This window comes from Ralstonia sp. UBA689, assembly GCF_002298975.1.
GTDB lineage: Bacteria > Pseudomonadota > Gammaproteobacteria > Burkholderiales > Burkholderiaceae > Ralstonia.
Genome location: NZ_DBMV01000034.1, coordinates 51,032 through 68,686 on the forward strand (window position 1 = coordinate 51,032; position 17,655 = coordinate 68,686).

Consider the following 17,655-nt stretch of genomic DNA (forward strand, 5'->3'; position numbering starts at 1 on the left):
TTATTTCGGGCCGGCGTAGGCGAAGCGGCCGTTCCTGATGATGCCCATCACGCGCGAGCGTTGGTCGAAGCCCTGGTGATCCTGGGCATTCAGGTTCAGTACGCCGTTGGGCACGGTCAGGTCGCGTGTGGTTTCCAGCGCGTCGCGCAGGGCGGCGCGGAAGGCCGGCGTGCCGGGCTTGGCACCGGTCTTCAGCGCGCGGGCCGTAGCGTTGTCGAGCAGTTGCCACGCGCCCCAGGCGTCACCCGCAAACTGCGTGACGGTGTTCGGGCCGTACTTGGCCTCGTAACGCTCGGCAAATTCCACGGCCACCTTGCGCACCGGATGGCTGGCCGGCAGTTCGCGCGCCACCACCACCGGGCCGGTCGGGAAGAGCGTGCCTTCCACATCCTTGCCGCCCACCTTCAGGAATTCCGTGCTGGCGATGCCGTGCGTCTGGTAGATGCGGCCCTTGTAGCCGCGTTCGACCAGCGTGCGTTGGGGCAATGCGGCAGGGGTGCCGGCCCCGGCAATCAGGATCGCGTCCGGCTTGGCGGCCATCAACTTGAGAATCTGGCCGGTCACGCTGGTATCTGTGCGCGCAAAGCGCTCGTTGGCGACCACACGCAGCTTGCGCACCTCGGCCAGCTTCGAGAATTCACGCCACCAGCTCTCGCCATACGCATCAGTAAAGCCGATAAAGCCGACGGTGTGCGTGCCGTTGTCCGCCATGTGCTGCGTGACGAGCGTGGCCATCTGCGAATCGTTCTGCGGCATCTTGAAGGCCCAGCGGCGCTTGGCGTCCTGCGGCTCGACGATGGAGGCCGAAGCCGCCAGCGTGATCATCGGCGTTTGCCCTTCGGCTACCGCATCGAGGGAGGCCAGCGCCGTCGGCACGATCGTCGGGCCGACGATTACGTCCACCTTGTCTTCGGCGATCAGCTTGCGCACATTGCGCACCGCCATCGACGGGTCGGATGCATCGTCCAGCACGATTACCTGCGCGCGCTGGCCGCCGATGGTCGCGGGCCACATCTGCACCGTGTTCTTGCTCGGGATGCCGATGGCCGCGGCGGGGCCGGTGGTCGAAAGCACTACACCCACGCGGATGTCGGCTTGGGCGGGCAGGGCAGTGGCCACGGCGCTGGCAAAGAGCGCGAGGCCGCACAGCAGGCGACGTCGGGTCGTCATGGAGTCTCCGGAAGGTTCTGGCGAATTACAGTTCGTACGCTTCGTGCTCGCCAGCGAGCAATTGCTCCACCAGCTTGCGCGTGAGCGTCGGCGCAAACAGTTCGATGAAGGTGTAGACAAAGCCGCGCAGATACGCCCCTTGCTTGATGCCGAGGTGCGTGACGTTGGTGCCGAACAGGTGCCCGGCGGGAATCGCGCGCAGGTTGCGGTCGCGCTCGGCGTCAAAGGCGACGCCGGCCACGATACCCACGCCCAGACCCACTTCCACGTAGGTCTTGATGACGTCCGCGTCGATGGCCTCCAGCACGATGTCGGGCTTGATCTGGCGCAGTTCGAAGGCGTGGTCGATCTTGGGGCGGCCGGCAAAGTGCTGGTCGTACGTGATGATCGGGTAGCCCTTCAGGTCTTCCAGCGTCAGGTGCTGGCGTGAGAGCAACGGGTGGTCGGGCGGCGTCACCACCACATGCTGCCATTGGTAGCCGGGGATGGAGATCAGGTCCTTCACGTGCGACATGCCCTCGGTGGCGATGGCAAGGTCGGCTTGGTCGTGCAGCACCATCTCGGCGATCTGTGCGGGCGTGCCCTGCTGGATGGACAGGCGCACCTTGGGGTACTTGCGCGTGAACTCCGCAATCGCTTTCGGCAACGCATAGCGCGCCTGCGTGTGCGTGGTGGCGATCGTGAAGTTGCCTTGGTCCTGCGCGGCGTAGTCCTTGCCTACGCGCTTGAGCGTTTCCACCTCTTCCAGCACGCGCTCGACCGAGGCCAGGATGCGCCGGCCCGGCTCCGTGAGACCCCGGATACGCTTGCCGTGCCGCGTGAAGATGTCGACACCCAGTTCTTCTTCCAGCTCGATGATGGCCTTGGAGACGCCTGGTTGTGATGTATAGAGCGCTTTTGCGGCCTCGGTCAGGTTGAATTTCTGCCGCACGGCTTCGCGCACGAAGCGGAATTGGTGAAGGTTCATGGCTGCGCGGTCGATAAAGAAGAACGGGTGCGAACTGAACGCTACTTATAACCGACACCATATAAACAAACAATTTTTTATTGGTTTGGGATATGAGGCCGCTTCATTACGATGCTCGAACTTCGTGATAACACGCCCTCAATGTCTCCCGCGCCATGACGCTTGCTTATACGGTTTCCGGTTTGCTGGTCGGCCTGTTGGTCGGCCTGACGGGCGTGGGCGGCGGTTCCCTGATGACGCCGCTGTTGACGCTGATGTTCGGCTTCTCGCCGGCCACCGCCGTGGGCACCGATCTGGCGTTCGCCTCGCTGACCAAGGGTGTGGGCACGATCGCGCACCGCAGCCACGGCCATATCCGCTGGGACATCGTCAAGCGCCTGTGCCTGGGCAGCCTGCCCGCCGCGCTGGTGACGGTGATCGTGCTGAAAACCGCCGGCAACCTGGATGCGGAGTGGATGCACCTGATTCGCGTGACGATCGGCGCATCGGTCATCCTGACGGTGATTTCGCTGCTGTTCCGCCAGCGCGTGCTGGGCTGGCTGGCGGCCAACCCGCGCTACCGCCTGCAGGGCACGGCGCTGGCCGTGGCCACCGTCATCGTTGGCGTGGTGCTGGGTGTGCTGGTGACGGTGTCGTCCATCGGCGCCGGCGCGGTGGGCGCGACGCTCATCCTGATCCTGTATCCCGAGTTGAAGAGCGCCGAAGTGGCCGGCACCGATATCGCCTATGCCGTACCGCTGACCGCCGTGGCGGGTCTCGGCCACATGTACCTGGGCACGATCGACTGGAACCTGCTGGTCTCTCTGTTGGTGGGCTCCATCCCGGGCATCTGGCTGGGGGCGCGCCTCTCAAAGAATCTGCCGGAACGTCTGGTGCGCGGCGCGCTTGCCGCCACGCTGACGGTCACGGCCATCAAGCTGGTGTCGTGATGCGCAAGATCCACCACGTCATGCGGCTTGGCGCTGGCCGTTGTCGCTGAACCGACCGCAGCACCGCAACGAACGCGTTTTGCCGTATTCCCCCATTTGAATTGCACGCCGGCACAGACCGGAACGGACTGATTAGTCATGTACCAATACGACGCTTACGATCAACGCCTCGTCGCAGACCGCGTAGAGCAGTTTCGCGACCAGGTGCGCCGCCGTATCTCGGGCGAGCTGACGGAAGAAGAATTTCTGCCGCTGCGTCTGCAGAACGGCCTGTACATGCAGCGCCACGCCTACATGCTGCGCGTGGCGATTCCGTACGGCGCGCTGTCGGCCAAGCAACTGCGCATGCTCAGCCACATCGCCGCCGAGCATGACCGCGGCTACGGCCACTTCACCACGCGCCAGAACATCCAGTACAACTGGATCCAACTGGATCAGGTGCCCGATATCCTGGCCAAGCTGGCCTCGGTGGAGATGCACGCCATCCAGACCTCCGGCAACTGCGTGCGCAACACCACCACCGATCAGTTTGCCGGCGTGGCGGCGGACGAGTACACCGATCCGCGCCCGCTGGCTGAGATCCTGCGCCAGTGGTCGACGTTCAACCCCGAGTTCGCTTTCTTACCGCGCAAGTTCAAGATCGCCATCTCGGCCACGCGTGAAGACCGCGCCGTGGTGCAACTGCACGACATCGGCGTCTACGCTTACACCGGCGCGGACGGCCAACTGCTGCTGCGCATCCTGGCCGGCGGCGGCATGGGCCGCACACCGATCCTCGGCGCGATCATCAAGGAAGACCTGCCGTGGCAGCACATGTTGTCGTACATCGAAGCGACGCTGCGCGTGTACAACCGCTACGGCCGCCGCGACAACAAATACAAGGCGCGCATCAAGATTCTCGTGAAGGCCATCGGCGCGGAAGAGTTCTCCCGCCAGGTGGAAGAAGAGTGGCAGAGCATCAAGGACGGCCCGTCGACCATCACGCAGGAAGAGTTCGACCGGGTGAACGGGTTCTTCACGCCGCCCGCCTACGAAAAGCTGGCCGACACCGACGCCACCTACGAGAAGGCGCTGCTTGAGAACAAGGCATTTGCGCGCTGGGTGAGCCGCAACGTGCATGCGCACCGCGTGCCGGGCTACGCTTCCGTCACGCTGTCGCTCAAGCCGGGCGTGGCACTGCCCCCGGGCGACGCGACGGCCGAGCAGATGGCGCTGGTGGCCGACTGGTCTGAACGCTTCGGTTTCGGCGAGCTGCGCGTGGCGCACGAGCAGAACCTGATCCTGCCAGACGTCAAGAAGCATGACCTGTTCGAGCTGTGGCAACTCGCCAAGCAGCATGGCATGGCCACCGCCAACATCGGCCTGTTGACCGACATCATCGCCTGCCCGGGTGGCGATTTCTGCTCGCTGGCCAATGCCAAGTCGATCCCTATCGCACAGGCGATTCAAGCGCGTTTCGACAACCTCGATTTCGTGTATGACCTGGGCGAGCTGTCGCTCAACATCTCAGGTTGTATCAACTCGTGCGGGCACCACCACGTCGGCAACATCGGCATCCTGGGTGTCGATAAGCACGACGAAGAGTGGTACCAGGTGTCGCTGGGCGGCGCGCAGGGCAACGATTCGGCGATCGGCAAGATCATCGGCCCGTCGTTCAAGGCTGAAGAAATGCCCGACGTGATCGAACGCATCATCGACACCTTCGTTGCCAACCGCACGGAAGACGAGCTGTTCATCGATACCTACAACCGCATCGGCATGGCTCCGTTCAAGGAACGCGTCTACGCCCGTGAAGAAGCCTGAACGCCGAGGGAAATGAGCATGAGCAAGATCATCAAGCTGGAAAACGGTGCCCCGGCCGTCGTGGCCGATGACTGGACAGTGCTGCGCGCACCGGAAGGTGGCGATCTGGCACAAGCCGAAGTGGATGCCGCCGCCCACGCCATCGTGCCGCTGCCCTACTGGGCAGCTAACCGCGAAGCGTTGCTGGCCCGTGCCCGCGCCGGCACGCTGGCCGTGTGGCTGGCCCCGGAAGACGAGCCGTTTGCCCTGCAGGCCGACCTGCCGACCCTGCCGCTGGTGGCGGTGGATTTCCCGGTCTTCCGAGACGGCCGCGGCTACAGCACGGCATTCCTGCTGCGCCAGCGCCTGGGCTTTACGCGTGAGTTGCGCGCCATTGGCGACGTGCTGCGCGATCAGCTCGACTTCATGCGCCGTTGCGGTTTTGACGCCTACGCCGTGCGCGCAGACAAGAACATCGACGACGCGCTGAATGGCTTTGGCGAGATCAGCGTGCGCTACCAAGGCGCCGTCGACGAACCGCGCCCGCTGTTCCGCCGCGAGCGTGCTGTCCAGGAGGCCGCGTGAGCGACACCCAAGATATCGCTGTGTCCGAAGTGCCGGTGTCCGCAATCGGGCGTCCGGTGCTGTGGACGCGTCCCGTCTACACCGGTACCGCCCAGGCGCTGGCCGCCAAGGAAGCCGCGCTGTTCGAACGCCTGGCCGAGATTGCCTCCAAGCACGGCGTGGCGAAGTTCGCCACCAGCCTGGCCGCCGAAGACATGGTCGTGACCGATGCGATCCTGCGCAGCCCCGAGGCCGTGCGGGTGCACCTGCCGATCTTCACGCTGCAAACCGGGCGCCTGCACGCCGAAACGCTGGCGATGCTGGACCGCATTCGCGAGCATTACGGCTACACCGTCGAGCAGTACGCACCGGACGCCCGCGCAGTGGAAGCCTACGTGCGCGACCATGGCCTCAACGCCTTTTACGACAGCATCGAGCTGCGCAAGGCCTGCTGCAACATCCGCAAGGTGGTGCCGCTGAACCGCGCACTGAAAGACGCCGACGGGTGGCTCACCGGCCAGCGCCGCGAGCAGGCTGTCACCCGTGCCGACCTGCCGTTTGCCGAAGACGACACCGCGCGCGGCATCGCCAAGTACAACCCGCTGTTCGACTGGTCCGAGGCTGAAGTCTGGGCCTACCTCGAGCAGCACAACGTGCCGACCAACGCGCTGCATGACAAGGGCTATCCGAGTATCGGCTGCGAGCCGTGCACGCGCGCGGTGCGTGTCGGCGAGGACGTGCGCGCCGGCCGATGGTGGTGGGAATCGCGCGACAGCAAGGAATGCGGTCTGCATGTGGCAAATGCGGTGACAAATTCGGCGACGAACCTGTCGCAAAAGAATTGAGCGAAAGCGAAGGAAGAATCATGGGAGTGATGAGCGAGATCCCCGGCACGGCACTGACGCCTGTGCAGAACGAACACCTCGACTGGTTGGAAGCCGAGTCGATCTACATCATCCGCGAGGTGGTGGCCGAGTGCCGCAACCCGGCGCTGCTGTTCTCGGGCGGCAAGGATTCGATCGTGATGCTGCATCTGGCGCTCAAGGCATTCCGCCTGGGTGATCGCAAGATCGAGCTGCCGTTCCCGCTGGTGCACATCGACACGGGCCACAACTACCCGGAAGTGATCACCTTCCGCGACGAGCAGGTTGCCAAGCTGGGTGCGCGCCTGGTGGTCGGGCATGTGGAAGATTCCATCAAGCGCGGCACGGTGCGCCTGCGCAAGGAAACCGATTCGCGCAACGCGGCACAGGCCGTCACGCTGCTGGAAACAATCGAATCGCACGGTTTCGACGCTTTGATGGGCGGTGCCCGCCGCGATGAAGAAAAGGCCCGCGCGAAGGAACGCATCTTCTCGTTCCGCGACGAGTTCGGCCAGTGGGATCCGAAGGCGCAGCGCCCGGAACTCTGGAGCCTGTACAACGCCCGCATGGCACAGGGCGAGCAGATGCGCGTGTTTCCGATCTCTAACTGGACGGAACTCGACGTGTGGCAGTACATCGCCCGCGAGAACCTCGCCCTGCCGCCGATCTACTACGCGCATCAACGTGAAGTCGTGCGCAAGAACGGCCTGCTGGTGCCGGTTACGTCGATCACGCCCAAGGCCGATGGCGACGTGAGTGAAGTCCTGTCGGTGCGCTTCCGCACCGTGGGCGACATCAGCTGCACATGCCCGGTGGCGAGCACCGCTGCCACGCCGGCCGAGATCATCGCCGAGACGGCCGTGACCGAAATCACTGAACGCGGCGCCACGCGCATGGACGACCAGACGAGCGAAGCCTCGATGGAAAAGCGCAAGAAGGAAGGGTATTTCTGATCATGACAACGCATTCGACGCACCCAGCGACGCATCCTGCATCGCACCAAGGCCTGCTGCGCTTCATCACCGCCGGTTCCGTTGACGACGGCAAGAGCACGCTGATCGGCCGCCTGCTGTACGACAGCAAGGCCGTGCTGACCGACCAACTGCAAGCGCTGGCCAACGCCAAGAACAAGCGTACCGCTGGCGAACAGATCGATTTTTCTCTGCTGACCGACGGCCTGGAAGCCGAGCGTGAGCAGGGCATCACGATCGACGTGGCGTACCGCTATTTCTCGACCGCGCGCCGCAAGTTCATCATTGCCGACACGCCGGGCCACGAGCAGTACACGCGCAACATGGTGACCGGCGCCTCGACCGCGCACGCCGCCATCATCCTGATCGATGCCACGCGCGTGACGACCGTCGACGGCAAGACGGAGCTGCTGGCCCAGACCAAGCGCCATTCGGCCATCGTGAAGCTGCTGGAGCTGCAGCATGTGATCGTGGCCATCAACAAGATGGATCTGGTTGACTACAGCGAAACGCGCTTCAACGAAATCCGTGCCGCCTACGATGCGCTGGCTGCCCAACTGGGCCTGCACGACGTGCGCTACGTGCCGGTGTCGGCGCTGCGCGGCGACAACATCGTGCATGCCTCCGAAGCCATGACTTGGTATCAGGGTGAGCCGCTGCTGGCGCTGCTCGAAGACCTCAAGGTGGAGGAGACGGCTCCGGTGGGCGATGACGCGCTGCGCTTCCCGGTGCAGCTCGTGGCGCGTCAGGACGGCTCGCAGGCCGATGACTTCCGCGGCTACATGGGCCGTGTGGAAGCCGGCACCGTGCGCGTTGGCCAAGCCGTGCGCGTGCTGCCTGCCAACCGCGAAACCACGGTGGCTGAAGTGCTGACGCCCAATGGCGCAGCTGAATCCGCCGGCCCCGGCGAGACCATCACCGTGCGTCTGGCCGACGACGTGGACATCTCCCGCGGCGACACCATTGTTGCCGCCCCGACGACCGCCGCCAACGCCGCCAAGAAGCTGCACGCCGACCTGTGCTGGTTCGACGAGCATGAGCTGAACCCGGCCCGCAAGTATGTGCTCAAGCACACGACTGCCACCGTGTTTGCGCGTGTGTCGGAAGTCGAGCGCGTGCTCGACGTGCATACGCTGTCGCACGAAACCGGCCGCAAGCAGATCGCGCTCAACGATATCGGCACAGTCAACATCAGCCTGCAGAAGCCGATCGTCTGCGATGCGTACGGTGATAACCCGGCGACCGGCGCGTTCATCCTGGTGGACGAAGCGACGCACCATACGGTGGCGGCTGGCATGATCCGTGCATTTTCCTAATGTGGATGGGGCGCGGTAAGCTGCGCCCCGCAGGAAAAAGCAAAGGAATCCAGGCAATGGAAGCGAAGACCCCCAAAACACTCGGCCACGTGAGCCTGATTGGTGCAGGCCCCGGCGCCGCAGACCTCATCACCGTGCGCGGTGCACGGTTGTTGGGCGAAGCCGAGGTCGTGCTGCACGACGCGCTGGTCTCGCCGGAGGTCTTCCAATATTGCCCGCAGGCGGTGCTGATCGCTGTCGGCAAGCGTTGCGGCAAGCGTTCCACCGCGCAGCGCTTCATCAACCGCCAACTCGTCGATCTGGCGACCAAATATCAGCGCGTGGTGCGCCTCAAGGGCGGCGACCCGATGCTGTTTGGCCGTGCCGACGAGGAACTGCAGGCGCTCGAGCAGGCCGGCATCGACTACGAAGTCGTGCCGGGCATTACTGCTGCGCTGGCAGCCGCGTCTGCCATCCGCCAGCCCTTGACCAAGCGCGGCGTCGCCCGCAGCGTCGCGTTTGTTACGCAAGCCAAGGCGGCCGATCCGGATACGCCGCAACCCGAAGGCATCGTGCCGGAACCCGTGGCGCAGGCCGATTCGCTCGTCTACTACATGGGCCGCGACCAAGCAGCATCCATTGCCGCTGACCTGATTGCTCGCGGCCGCGCACCGTCGACGCCCGCCTGGGTGGTCGAAGCCGCCACCACGCCCGAGCAGCGCTCGGCATGCTTCACCCTGCAGCAGATGGCCGATGGCGCCGCCGCCGCGTGGATCAACCCTGAGCACCCGAGCTTGCTGATGATCGGCGACGCGTTTGCTGCGCGCGCGACGGTGGCTGCGCCGGAAGGCTTCTCCAGCGAGCCCCACGTGCTGGCCGCCTAACGCCTAGCCTCAGGGCATGGTTCAGAACGCCAGCGCAACCTTTCCGAACACCTGTCCGGCCTGCATGGCCCGGAACGCCTCTGGCGCGTCCTGCCACGGCAGCACCTGATCGACGATCGGGTGCAGACCGTGCAGCGCAATCGCCCGGTTCATTGCCTCAAACGAAGCACGCGAGCCGACCGACGCCGGCCGGAGGATCGCCTTGCGCGCGAAGATCTCCAGCGGATTCACGCCGCCGCCGTGCCCGGCCAGATAGCCGACTAAGTGGATCTGCCCGCCCACCCGCAACGCTTTCAGCGAGCGCTGCAGCGTGCCCCCGCCACCCACTTCGATGACGTGATCGACGCCGCGGCCGTCCGTGCGCGCGAGCACCGCTTCGTGCCATTCGGGCGTCGCGCGGTAGTTGATCGTGTCCGACTCGGGCACACCCAGCCCCCGGACGCGCTCCAGCTTGGCGTCGCTGCTCGACAGCACGATGGGCCGCGCCCCGGCCATCAATGCGAACTGCACCGCGAACATCGATACACCGCCCGTGCCTTGCACGAGCACGGTCTCGCCGGGTTGCATGTTGCCCGCTTCAATCAGGCAATGCCACGCGGTCAGGCCCGCGCAGGGCAGGGTGGCGGCTTCGGTGTCGCTCAGGTGCGGTGGCACAACCACCGCGCCACCCGCATCCAAGCGGATGGTATCGGCCAGCCAGCCGTCGATCGGGCCGCCCAGCATGCGGCGCGTGTCGGCGTTGCGGAAGTCGCCACCGTCCCAGCGTTGCCAGAAGGTGCCGGCCACACGGTCGCCAACGCTTACGCGCGTCACGTTCTCGCCGATGGCCACGACTTCGCCCACGCCATCCGACAGTGGGATCAGCGGCAACGGAAAGCGCGTAAAGAACGTGCCGGAGACGATCTCCAGATCGCGGTAGTTGAGCGAAGCGGCGTGCGTGCGCACGATGATTTCGTCAGGGGCGGGCGCGGGCGTGTCGCGCTCGATGGGGCGCAGGGCGTCGATGCCGTAACCGTCGGTCAGTGCCAGGGCTTTCATGGTGTCCTTGTTCTCCGTAAGGAAAAGCAACGCAACAGCGCGTCTGGCGATACTGTGGCGCGTCACCTAAGATGAATCCAATTCAATTTGTTCAAATAAAACATAACGATTGGGAATGTCGTCGTGCTTGAGGAAATGCGTACCTTCGTGCTGCTGGCGCAGACCGGCTCGATTGCCCGAGTGGCCGAGCACTTGCCGCTGACGCAGCCGGCTGTCACCAAGCAGATCCAGCGGCTGGAGCGCGCGCTCGACACGGTGCTCTTCGATCGGCGCGTCAAGCCGTTCCGCCTGACAGCCGAGGGCGAAGCGGTGCTGGCACGCTGCCGCACCATCGTCGGCGAGTTCGAGGCACTGCGCGGCAGCGTGCGTGCGAGCGGCGAGCCGGAAGGCGCGCTGCGCGTGGGCGTGAGCCACGCGGTGGGCGATGCGCGGTTTGCGCGCGTGCTGTCGGGGTTGCGGGAGCGCTTTCCGGCCGTATCGTTCCGGCTGAGCTGCGAATGGGGCGGCGTGTTGCGCGAGCGTTTGAAACGTGCCGAGCTGGATGCCGCGCTGTGGCTGACGCCGTCCAACGCGCGCGGCAACCATACCGATGCGGGCGTCCGCGTGATCGGCACCGAGCCCGTCAGCCTGATTGCCGCGCCCGCGCGCAAGCTGCCGGCCACGTTGTCGATGGCGCAGGTTACGGACGAGGCCTGGGTGCTGAACCCCGCCGGTTGCGAGATGCGCGCCTGGCTCCTGGGCCGCTTCGAGGCGGATCGGCTGGCGCCCAACGTAGCGGCGGAAGTGCAATCGGTGCCGCTGCAGCACGCGCTGGTGGCGGAAAGTTTCGGGCTCGGGTTTGCGCCTGTGCGGCTGATCGGGCAGCAGATTGCTGAGGGTTCGCTGTCGGTGCACAAGCTCGCGTCGGCGCCGGCTGAATGGGATGTCTGCGTGCAGCGCGCACCGTCGCTCGGCCGCCTGGCGCGGGTGGTGGATGCGCTCGAATCGGCGCTGTCCACCGAGGCAGCAGCGGCGCGTTAATCACCTAGAGACCGCTGCCAAATGCTTCTGACGGCCCAACCTTCCTTGCCGTACGACTTGTACTGTCTGCATTGGCGTTGAACCGTCAGAACCGCTTCGCTTCATTTTGCAACGGCCTCTTAACTTCTCTTTCCGGACGCCTGCGATGCCGCACGTCATCATCGAATACACCGCCAATGTTGAAGCCGACGCGCGCATCCCGGAGCTGATGCGCGTGCTCAATGCCGTGCTGATCGGCCATGCGGATGTCTTTCCCACCGGTGGCCTCCGTACGCGCGCGCTACGCCTGGACCAGTACCGCATGGCTGACGGTGCCGAGGATGACGCCTTCATCCACGCGACGTTCCGCATCAAGGCGGGCCGACCCAATACGGTCACCGGGCCCATCTGCGCAGAGATGTTCGCGGCCATGCGCACGCACCTGGCCGACGTATTCACGCGCCGCTACCTCGGCCTGACCTTGGAGCTGGTGGAGTTCAGCACGCATGGGTTTCACGTCGAGAACAACGTGCACGCACGCTTTGTGCAGGTTGAAGCCGAGAGTGGCTGGCAGGGGGCGCGAGACGTTGCGAAAACTCTGTGAGACGCTGCAACCAATCGTATCGGCGGCGCGCATGAGCGCTTGAGCCGACACAACCGGCATGGGAGTATCCGGGCCGCATCCGCCCGAGTGCGGGATACCCGGCCCATGCCATGATTGCTGCCGCTTCGTTGATCCGTTTGCCTGTCGGGCGTGCTGCTGTGCAGGTGCTTGGCGCCGCCGCGCTGACCACGCTTGCCGCATGCGGCGCCTGGGATGTCAGGCGGCTTGGTGTTCGGGCCGGAATGGCAGTTGACAACGCCGTTTCCGTCGCCATCGTCCTGATGCGCGCAACTGAACTCGACCGCGTCCAGTGCGCCACTGCGGGGTGCTGATCAGCCGCCGGTGACGAGCTGACGCGAGCAATAGCCGGCAATTGCGTCGAGCACGGCGTCGTCTTCGCCTACGGCCTCAGCGCAACGGAGAGAGAGCGCCGAGTGGGCTTGCGCGCATTGCGCTACGAGTGCCGGCAGGTCGCGGCGCAGATGACCGCCCTGGCCAAAGAATACCGGCACGATGGTGACGCTCTGCGCGCCGGCAGCGGCCAGATCGTCGATCGCGGCCGGCAGGTCGGGTGCCATCAATTCAAGAAAGGCGAGGCGGACGTCGACGTCCGGTTGCTGTGCAGCCAGGCGCTCGCGCAGACGATCGAAGGGCTCGCGCCAGCGGGCATCGCGTGCGCCATGCGCAAACAGCACGAGCGCGCGCGCGGCCATCAGTGACGCTCCACCCACCGCAGCGATACGAGTGCCAGCGCCAGATACAGCGCACCCGGCACAATGGCCGTGAAGATGGCCGGCCAGGTGTTGAGCAGCCCGACGTGCGAGAACAGGTTGTTCACGAGCTGGAACGACAGGCCCAGCATGATGCCGCCGAATACCTTCAGGCCCACCGCCCCGGCGCGCGCATGCAGATAGGCAAAGGGCAGGGCCAGCGCCATCATCACCAGCACCGTGAACGGATAGACCACCTTTTTCCACAGTGCGATTTCGTAGCGCTGTGTGTCCTGCTTGTTGTCGCGCAGGTGGCGGATGTACTGGAACAGGTCAAGCGTAGCCATGCGGTCGGGCGTGACCATCAGCACCGACAGGATCTGCGGCGTGAGTTCGGAGTGCATCTCCTGTTGCGGCAGTTGGATCTGCTCGCCGCGGAAGTCCGGTGCCAGCGCGTCGGGCGCGCCGGGCACGGCCTGTACCGTGTCCTGCGGTGTGGCGGTGCCGGGCTTGCGCGGGAACTCGATGAAGCGCGTCTCCGTCACGTTGCTGAGCTGCCAGTTCTGGTGTCCCTGATAGCGTGCTTGCTGCGCCACGCGGATCGAATTCAACCGGTAGTCTGCATCAAATTCATAGATGCGCAGGCCCTGGATGGACTGGTCCGGCTGCAGCGCGCCCACATTGATGAAGCGCGTCACCTCGCCGCCGCTGCCGTCCGCCTTGGCCGAGCCGCGGTCCTTGACCCATACGCCCGTGCGGAAGCCGGCCGACACCGTTGCGCCCAGCGCTTCGAGACGCACCTTCTGCGCATACTGTTCCGCCTTCGGACCGATGAACTCGCCAAAGATGTAAGTCATCAGCGCCAGCGGCAGCGCGATCTTGAACAGTGACAGCAGTGCGCGCCGCGTATCGAGCCCCGCCACGCGGAAGATCGTGAATTCCGACTGGCTCGCCATCTGCGAGAACACGTAGATGGCACTGATGAGCGCCGCGACCGGAATCACCTCGTACACGCGCGTGGGCGCCTGCAACATCACGTGGAAGAACGCGACGAGCGTGGTGTAGCGCCCGACCACCGAGCCCAGTTCGCCCAGCATGTCGAAGAAGATGAACAGCGCCAGCACCGCAAACAGGATGAAGACAAACACGCCGTAGATCTGGCGCGCGAAGTACTTCTCAAAGACCGGCATCTTCATCATGCGCCCGCCTTGTTCGGCGCCGCTTTGGGCGCAATCCCGAGCAGGGCGAAGATGCCCTTCAGGCCTGCCGCGCTGTAGTGGCGGAAGCGGAGCAGCAGCACTGCGCAGACGAATGCCGCCAGGTGGATCGGCCACCAGGCCAGCATCGCGTTCATCCTGCCCTGCGCCACCCACGCCTGCGACAGGTTCAGCAGGTTGGAGTAGGTCAGGTAGATCAGCACCGCGAAGATCATCGGCGTGTAGCGGCCCAGCCGCGGGTTGACGTAGGCCAGCGGAATGGCGATCAGCACGAAGTTCAGCGCCAGCAGCGGCAGGCCGATCCGCCAGACCAGTTCGCCCAGGTTCTCGGGCGTCGGGTTGGCGAGCAGATCCTTCGTGGAGCGACTCTTGGTGGGCAGGTTGGCGTCAGCCTGCGGCGGCTTGTTGGCAACCTTCACGCCGTACTTGTCGAACTCGACAATGCGGTAGTCGAGCTTGCCGGGCGTACCTTCGTAGCGGCGGCCCTTGTCGAGCACGATGAAGCGGTCGCCGTTGGGCATCGTCTTGAACTCGCCGGTCTTGGCCAGCGCCACGCCGATCTTGTCCTGCTCGGCATTGGCGACGAACAGGTTGCGGGCGTGCTTCATGCCCGAGTCGACGCCTTCGATGAAGAGCACGTAGTTGCCGTGCGCCGGCTCGATGAAGCGGCCGGCGGAGATCATCGACAGCACGTCGCGCTGCTCGAAGCGGTCTCGGAACAGCGCACTCTGCTGGTTGGCCCACGGCCAGCCGAAGAGGGCCAGCAGCGCCACCAGCACGATGAACGGCAGCGAGAAACGAAGCACCGGGCGGATGAAATCCGTCAGGCTGATGCCCGAGGTGAACCACACCACCATCTCGGAATCCTTGTACCAGCGCGTGAGCACCAGCAGCACTGAGATGAAGAGGGTGGCGCACAAGAGAATCGCAAGGTAGCCCAGCGCAGCCAGGCCGATGAGGAGCAGGACGTCGTTCGGGTTGGCCTCGCCGTTGGCGGCCATGCCGAGAATGCGGATCACCAGCGTGGTCAGCATGAACGTCAGCAGCACGAGGAAGACGGCGCCGGCGGTAAAGGACAGCTCGCGTCGCAGGGCTTGTTCGAAAATCATGCGGGTGCGGGGTGGGACGGCGAGGTCAGGTCGATGGTCATGCCATCGGAGCCCCTGTGCAAAATCGCGGATAATGTGGGCTTTCGTTGACTCGCCTCATAGAGAGAAGCGCGATGGAATTTAGCACAAAAGCCCTCGACTGGGCCAAAGCTGGCGCCCTGGCCGCCAAGAGTGATTGCCTCGTGATCGGTCTGTTCGAGTCGCAGACCCTGGCCGGCGCCGCCAAGGCGCTGGACTTGGCCACCAAAGGCCTGGTCGGCCGTCTGATCAAGCTGGGCGACTTTGAAGGCAAGCGGGGCACCTCGCTGCTGCTGCACGAAGTGGCCGGCGTGGGCGCCGCCCGCGTGCTGTTGGTGGGCCTGGGCAAGGAAGCGGACTTTACCGACCGCGCCTACGCTGAAGCCGTGCGCACCGCATTGCGCGTGCTGACCGGCACCAAGGCAGCGAATATCACCTGGACACTCACCGAACACGCCGCTCGCGACAAGGACACCACCTGGGCCGTGCTGACCGCCGTCACGCTCATCCGCGAAGCCAGCTACCGCTTCATCGAGCGCCATCCCGAACTCAAGAGCAAGCGCGAGAAGACCAATGGGGCCGGCAACGGCCTGCGCAAGGTCGTGCTGACCGTGCCCGCAGCGGACGCCAAGGTCGCAGCCGTGGCCGCCGCGCGCGGCAGCGCCATCGCCAACGGCATGGACCTCACGCGTGATCTGGGCAACCTGCCGTCCAACATCTGCACGCCGACGTACCTGGCCAACACCGCGCGCCAGATCGCCAAGGAATTCAAGCTCAAGGTCGAAGTGCTCGGCCGCAAGCAGATCGAGGCCCTGAAGATGGGCGCCTTCCTGGCCGTGACCAAGGGCAGCGAAGAGCCGCCGCAGTTCATCGTGCTGCGCTATGAGGGCGGCACGGCCAAGCAGGCGCCGGTGGTGCTGGTTGGCAAGGGCATCACGTTCGACACGGGTGGCATCTCGCTCAAGCCGGGCGAGGGCATGGACGAGATGAAGTACGACATGTGTGGCGCCGCCTCGGTGCTGGGCACGCTGCGGGCCGTGGCCGAGATGGGCCTCAAGCAGAACGTCATCGCCGTGGTGCCGACCTGCGAGAACATGCCCAGCGGCATCGCCACCAAGCCGGGCGATGTGGTCACCAGCATGTCGGGCCAGACCATCGAGATCCTGAACACCGACGCCGAAGGCCGCCTGATCCTGTGCGATGCGCTCACCTACGTGGAGCGTTTCAAGCCCGCCGTGGTGATCGACGTGGCAACGCTCACCGGCGCCTGCATCATCGCGCTCGGTCACATCAACACCGGCATGTATGCCCGCAGCGATGCGCTGGCCGATGCGCTGGTGGCGGCGGGCAAGCAATCGCTCGACACCGCCTGGCGCATGCCGCTGGACGAGGAGTACCAGGAGCAGCTCAAGTCCAACTTTGCCGACATGGGCAACATCGGTGGCCGCCCGGCCGGCAGCGTGACGGCAGCCTGCTTCCTGGCGCGCTTTACCGAAAAGTACGACTGGGCGCACTTGGACATTGCCGGCACCGCCTGGAAGAGCGGCGCGGCCAAGGGCGCGACCGGCCGACCTGTGCCGCTGCTGACGCGCTTCCTGATGGACCGCGTTTGATGCATCGGATGCACTACACCGTATGACCCGCGTCGATTTCCACAGCAACGTGCCTGGCAAGCTGGCCTACGCCTGCCGGCTCGTGCGCAAGGCCTATATGGGTAACGACGGGGGCCACAAGGTGATCGTGGTGGGGGATCGCGCCGCGCTGGAGGCGTTTGACACGCAGTTGTGGACCTTCAGCCAGCTCGATTTCCTGCCGCACTGCGGCCTGCGGCACCCGCTCGCCGCGCAGACGCCGATCCTGCTGGCCGACGTATCCGAGCCGCTGGACGATGCGCCGCATCACGACATCCTGGTCAATCTGTCGTTCGAGCCGCCGCCGCTGTTTGCGCGCTTTGCCCGACTGATCGAGATCGTTGGCGATGACGACGCCGATCGCGCGGCCGCACGCGAGCGCTTCCGTTTCTACCGCGACCGCGGCTATCCGATCCAACATCACGACGTGGGGCGCGCATGACTGCCGACGGCCGCAACTCCGGATCTCCTGCGGACAACAACATCCCCGTCCTGACGGAGATCGTCGAGCTGGATGACGCTGCGCCCGTGGCGGCGCCGGCTGCCGCGCCGTCTCAGGCACCGGCGGCTGCCGTGCCGCCTGCCTTGCGTGAACAGGGCCTTGCACCCACCTCGGCGATACCACCTGCCGGCACCGACGCGGCGCGCGTGATGGGCGAGGTGATGTGGCGGTTCCAGTCCGAATGGCCGGCACTCATTGAAGCGCAGTGCCGTGCGGCTCTGGAATCGCGTCTGTCGCTGTTGACCGAGCAACTGGCCGTCGATCTGACACGTACGCTTGAAGCTCGGCTCATGGATTGGCTGGGCGCCGCGTTGGACGATGCGCTAGTCACCCAGCGCAAGCCGCCGCAGCGCTGATCACTCAAAAGAAAACCCGCCAGATGGCGTAATGCCGTTCAGTTAA

General features: G+C 65.1%; 19 protein-coding genes. 13 read left to right on the plus strand and 6 right to left on the minus strand.

Annotation, left to right across the window (positions count from 1 at the left end; all coding sequences use genetic code 11):
- Both B4F51_RS16230 and B4F51_RS16235 read right to left on the minus strand, forming a co-directional pair.
- A complete protein-coding gene (locus B4F51_RS16230; protein WP_296227176.1) occupies window positions 1–1,170 on the minus strand; it encodes an ABC transporter substrate-binding protein in 1,170 nt (389 codons plus the stop codon).
- Window positions 1,171–1,195: 25 nt separating this feature from the next.
- Entirely contained in the window at window positions 1,196–2,137 is a 942-nt protein-coding gene (locus tag B4F51_RS16235) for a CysB family HTH-type transcriptional regulator (protein ID WP_296227177.1), read from the minus strand.
- A gap of 155 nt (window positions 2,138–2,292) precedes the next feature.
- Here B4F51_RS16235 and B4F51_RS16240 point away from each other — a divergent pair, with 155 nt between their 5' ends.
- The 7 genes from B4F51_RS16240 to cobA all read left to right on the plus strand — a co-directional run bounded on the left by B4F51_RS16240 (window position 2,293) and on the right by cobA (window position 9,425).
- Window positions 2,293–3,066 (plus strand): sulfite exporter TauE/SafE family protein, encoded by a 774-nt coding sequence (locus B4F51_RS16240; protein ID WP_296227178.1) that lies wholly within the window; start codon window positions 2,293–2,295, stop codon window positions 3,064–3,066.
- A gap of 138 nt (window positions 3,067–3,204) precedes the next feature.
- The gene (locus tag B4F51_RS16245; protein WP_296227179.1) at window positions 3,205–4,869 is read left to right on the plus strand and encodes a nitrite/sulfite reductase; all 1,665 of its coding nucleotides are present in this window, start codon (window positions 3,205–3,207) and stop codon (window positions 4,867–4,869) included.
- Between the two features lie 18 nt (window positions 4,870–4,887).
- Window positions 4,888–5,433: a DUF934 domain-containing protein gene (locus B4F51_RS16250; RefSeq protein ID WP_296227180.1), complete on the plus strand. Its 546-nt coding sequence runs from the start codon at window positions 4,888–4,890 to the stop codon at window positions 5,431–5,433.
- Window positions 5,430–6,257, plus strand: coding sequence for a phosphoadenylyl-sulfate reductase (locus B4F51_RS16255; protein ID WP_296227181.1), 828 nt, complete (start codon window positions 5,430–5,432; stop codon window positions 6,255–6,257). The genes B4F51_RS16250 and B4F51_RS16255 overlap by 4 nt, the downstream gene beginning before the upstream one ends.
- A 20-nt stretch (window positions 6,258–6,277) precedes the next feature.
- Window positions 6,278–7,228, plus strand: coding sequence for a sulfate adenylyltransferase subunit CysD (gene cysD, locus B4F51_RS16260; protein ID WP_232040774.1), 951 nt, complete (start codon window positions 6,278–6,280; stop codon window positions 7,226–7,228).
- 2 nt (window positions 7,229–7,230) lie between these two features.
- Entirely contained in the window at window positions 7,231–8,562 is a 1,332-nt protein-coding gene (locus B4F51_RS16265) for a sulfate adenylyltransferase subunit 1 (RefSeq protein WP_296227185.1), read from the plus strand.
- A gap of 56 nt (window positions 8,563–8,618) precedes the next feature.
- Complete coding sequence (gene cobA / locus B4F51_RS16270) at window positions 8,619–9,425, plus strand: uroporphyrinogen-III C-methyltransferase (RefSeq protein ID WP_296227187.1); 807 nt, start codon at window positions 8,619–8,621, stop codon at window positions 9,423–9,425.
- Window positions 9,426–9,446: 21 nt separating this feature from the next.
- Here the strand turns inward: cobA and B4F51_RS16275 are convergent, their stop codons facing one another.
- Complete coding sequence (locus B4F51_RS16275) at window positions 9,447–10,463, minus strand: zinc-dependent alcohol dehydrogenase family protein (protein ID WP_296227189.1); 1,017 nt, start codon at window positions 10,461–10,463, stop codon at window positions 9,447–9,449.
- 123 nt (window positions 10,464–10,586) lie between these two features.
- Here B4F51_RS16275 and B4F51_RS16280 point away from each other — a divergent pair, with 123 nt between their 5' ends.
- From B4F51_RS16280 to B4F51_RS16290, 3 genes are all read left to right on the plus strand, one after another.
- The gene (locus tag B4F51_RS16280; RefSeq protein WP_296227191.1) at window positions 10,587–11,483 is read left to right on the plus strand and encodes a LysR family transcriptional regulator; all 897 of its coding nucleotides are present in this window, start codon (window positions 10,587–10,589) and stop codon (window positions 11,481–11,483) included.
- A gap of 145 nt (window positions 11,484–11,628) precedes the next feature.
- A complete protein-coding gene (locus B4F51_RS16285) occupies window positions 11,629–12,066 on the plus strand; it encodes a 5-carboxymethyl-2-hydroxymuconate Delta-isomerase (RefSeq protein WP_296227193.1) in 438 nt (145 codons plus the stop codon).
- A gap of 110 nt (window positions 12,067–12,176) precedes the next feature.
- A complete protein-coding gene (locus B4F51_RS16290; protein ID WP_296227195.1) occupies window positions 12,177–12,398 on the plus strand; it encodes a hypothetical protein in 222 nt (73 codons plus the stop codon).
- Here B4F51_RS16290 and B4F51_RS16295 read toward each other — a convergent pair whose 3' ends face one another.
- The 3 genes from B4F51_RS16295 to lptF are packed head-to-tail and all read right to left on the minus strand — an operon-like array spanning window position 12,399 to window position 15,102.
- A complete protein-coding gene (locus tag B4F51_RS16295) occupies window positions 12,399–12,779 on the minus strand; it encodes a sirohydrochlorin chelatase (protein WP_296227197.1) in 381 nt (126 codons plus the stop codon).
- A complete protein-coding gene (lptG, locus tag B4F51_RS16300; protein WP_296227210.1) occupies window positions 12,779–13,972 on the minus strand; it encodes an LPS export ABC transporter permease LptG in 1,194 nt (397 codons plus the stop codon). Before lptG ends, B4F51_RS16295 begins: the two co-directional genes overlap by 1 nt.
- A complete protein-coding gene (lptF, locus tag B4F51_RS16305; RefSeq protein WP_296227200.1) occupies window positions 13,972–15,102 on the minus strand; it encodes an LPS export ABC transporter permease LptF in 1,131 nt (376 codons plus the stop codon). Before lptF ends, lptG begins: the two co-directional genes overlap by 1 nt.
- Window positions 15,103–15,215: 113 nt before the next feature.
- On the opposite strand from lptF, the gene B4F51_RS16310 reads away from it, so the two are divergent.
- From B4F51_RS16310 to B4F51_RS16320, 3 genes are read left to right on the plus strand one after another with little or no spacing between them, the layout of a single operon-like run.
- Window positions 15,216–16,733, plus strand: a complete 1,518-nt coding sequence (locus tag B4F51_RS16310; protein WP_296227202.1) for a leucyl aminopeptidase — start codon at window positions 15,216–15,218, stop codon at window positions 16,731–16,733.
- 22 nt (window positions 16,734–16,755) lie between these two features.
- Window positions 16,756–17,193, plus strand: coding sequence for a DNA polymerase III subunit chi (locus tag B4F51_RS16315; RefSeq protein WP_296227204.1), 438 nt, complete (start codon window positions 16,756–16,758; stop codon window positions 17,191–17,193).
- A complete protein-coding gene (locus tag B4F51_RS16320) occupies window positions 17,190–17,609 on the plus strand; it encodes a DUF2486 domain-containing protein (protein ID WP_296227205.1) in 420 nt (139 codons plus the stop codon). Before B4F51_RS16315 ends, B4F51_RS16320 begins: the two co-directional genes overlap by 4 nt.
- Window positions 17,610–17,655: the final 46 nt, after the last annotated feature.

Bases quoted from the DNA above. Each gene is read 5' to 3' on its own strand.
- B4F51_RS16230 (WP_296227176.1), bottom strand. From the start codon at position 1,170: ATGACGACCCGACGTCGCCTGCTGTGCGGCCTCGCGCTCTTTGCCAGC.
- B4F51_RS16235 (WP_296227177.1), bottom strand. From the start codon at position 2,137: ATGAACCTTCACCAATTCCGCTTCGTGCGCGAAGCCGTGCGGCAGAAA.
- B4F51_RS16240 (WP_296227178.1), top strand. From the start codon at position 2,293: ATGACGCTTGCTTATACGGTTTCCGGTTTGCTGGTCGGCCTGTTGGTC.
- B4F51_RS16245 (WP_296227179.1), top strand. From the start codon at position 3,205: ATGTACCAATACGACGCTTACGATCAACGCCTCGTCGCAGACCGCGTA.
- B4F51_RS16250 (WP_296227180.1), top strand. From the start codon at position 4,888: ATGAGCAAGATCATCAAGCTGGAAAACGGTGCCCCGGCCGTCGTGGCC.
- cysD (WP_232040774.1), top strand. From the start codon at position 6,278: ATGGGAGTGATGAGCGAGATCCCCGGCACGGCACTGACGCCTGTGCAG.
- B4F51_RS16265 (WP_296227185.1), top strand. From the start codon at position 7,231: ATGACAACGCATTCGACGCACCCAGCGACGCATCCTGCATCGCACCAA.
- cobA (WP_296227187.1), top strand. From the start codon at position 8,619: ATGGAAGCGAAGACCCCCAAAACACTCGGCCACGTGAGCCTGATTGGT.
- B4F51_RS16275 (WP_296227189.1), bottom strand. From the start codon at position 10,463: ATGAAAGCCCTGGCACTGACCGACGGTTACGGCATCGACGCCCTGCGC.
- B4F51_RS16285 (WP_296227193.1), top strand. From the start codon at position 11,629: ATGCCGCACGTCATCATCGAATACACCGCCAATGTTGAAGCCGACGCG.
- B4F51_RS16290 (WP_296227195.1), top strand. From the start codon at position 12,177: ATGATTGCTGCCGCTTCGTTGATCCGTTTGCCTGTCGGGCGTGCTGCT.
- B4F51_RS16295 (WP_296227197.1), bottom strand. From the start codon at position 12,779: ATGGCCGCGCGCGCGCTCGTGCTGTTTGCGCATGGCGCACGCGATGCC.
- lptG (WP_296227210.1), bottom strand. From the start codon at position 13,972: ATGAAGATGCCGGTCTTTGAGAAGTACTTCGCGCGCCAGATCTACGGC.
- lptF (WP_296227200.1), bottom strand. From the start codon at position 15,102: ATGATTTTCGAACAAGCCCTGCGACGCGAGCTGTCCTTTACCGCCGGC.
- B4F51_RS16310 (WP_296227202.1), top strand. From the start codon at position 15,216: ATGGAATTTAGCACAAAAGCCCTCGACTGGGCCAAAGCTGGCGCCCTG.
- B4F51_RS16315 (WP_296227204.1), top strand. From the start codon at position 16,756: ATGACCCGCGTCGATTTCCACAGCAACGTGCCTGGCAAGCTGGCCTAC.
- B4F51_RS16320 (WP_296227205.1), top strand. From the start codon at position 17,190: ATGACTGCCGACGGCCGCAACTCCGGATCTCCTGCGGACAACAACATC.